The 1,472-nt window shown below is 45.0% G+C and carries 1 protein-coding gene; it reads left to right on the forward strand.

What is annotated here, in order from left to right; genetic code table 11:
* Positions 1-283 precede the first annotated feature (283 nt).
* The coding region (locus tag R7R24_RS24435) for an ATP-dependent zinc protease (protein WP_411978826.1) at positions 284-1,472 on the forward strand (1,189 nt) is incomplete at its 3' end.

Raw genomic sequence — 1,472 nt, forward strand, 5'->3', positions numbered from 1 at the left:
ACAGCGGCGTTGACTTGCTCTGGGCGAACATTCAGTTCTTGAGCAATCATGCGACAGATAGCTTGGCTCATCCGTGTATTCTCTTTTAATTCGGTTTGGATATTGGTTGTGTATAGAACATTGGGGTCATTCATAGAATTTGCAATGTTTTAAATTAGCTTCGCAAAAATTTACCGGGCGCTGGTGGACATCAGTCAGATTTATGTCAAAACTGTAATTAAATTGAGAACTTATAAGTTCTGTTGGCGACTAATTTTATATACCTTGGCTCACACGGATAATCATGATGAAAAAAATGTCTTTGGCTCTGGCACTCTCTAGTGCTCTCCTGATAGCCCCGTTTGGTTGGGCGCAATCCATCTCTGCAACCACGCAAGATCCCATTTATCAACTTGATGATAAGTTAGTTTTAGGGCGGGTCGAAAGTGTGTATTACAGCGAAATTCCTGAGCTAAGTGACGTCCCTTTCATCGGTAAAATTGATACCGGCGCTGACACCACCTCCATGCATGCAGAAAATATTCACGTAAGCAGCAGCAATCCCAAATACAAAAATCTTAAAGATGACAAACTGCTGTGGGCAATTGTCGATGATTTAGGTGGCACGCAAGCCAAATGGGAAGCCAACAGTTTTGAACCTTATCAAGTCACCGTCAGTTTCACGATTCAGCATCCTTATACTGGCAAAGAGATCACGGTAACCGACGATCTTGAGCGCATCAGTGCTATCCGCAGTCGCACCAGCAAAAAACCGATTTTGCGTCCAACCGTAAAAATGCCGATGACGATTGCTGGGCATACGGTAGATACCGTGGTGAACCTTACCTCGCGCAAACAGTTCTCTGCGCCAATCCTGATTGGCAAAACTTACCTAGATGATAACGCGTGGGTGTTTGCTGGGTATGACTACCTGCAAGAACAACCCAACGCGAAAATGATTGGTAAGAAAGAGACGGTAGAAATCGAAGGCATTCCCTACAAAACCAGCGTTTCGACAAGCAGCCGTTACACCAATGTTCACGCTCTCGACATCAAAGTTGATAAAAAAGCCAAGCAAGTGTCGTTTACTTTAGAGGGTGAGAACGGTAAGCGCCATCCTATGACACTGCCATTGGTGCGCATGTTGAAAACCACCAAGAGCGAGCGACCTTTGGTGTATCTGCCTGTCAAGATTGATGAAAACGAAACTCAGCAATGGTTGGTGTACTTACGAGACCGCAGCAAGTTCAGTTCGCAAATCCGTCTGGGTCGAGACGTAGTGAGCCAACATTTCGTGATAGATACCGACAAAGAGAATTTGCTCGGTGGTGTGGAAAAAACCTTTAAGAGTGCACTGAAGTCCAAGCCATTGGTGATTTCACCGGAAGAGGAAGTGAACATTGATGGCTACGTGGTTCCCGCTTATCCAACCTTTACCGTGAAAACGCCATTATTACGCGTGAATGGATTTGAACTGAGTGAAAAGGGCAAAG

It is taken from the genome of Vibrio sp. 704 (genome assembly GCF_033339295.1).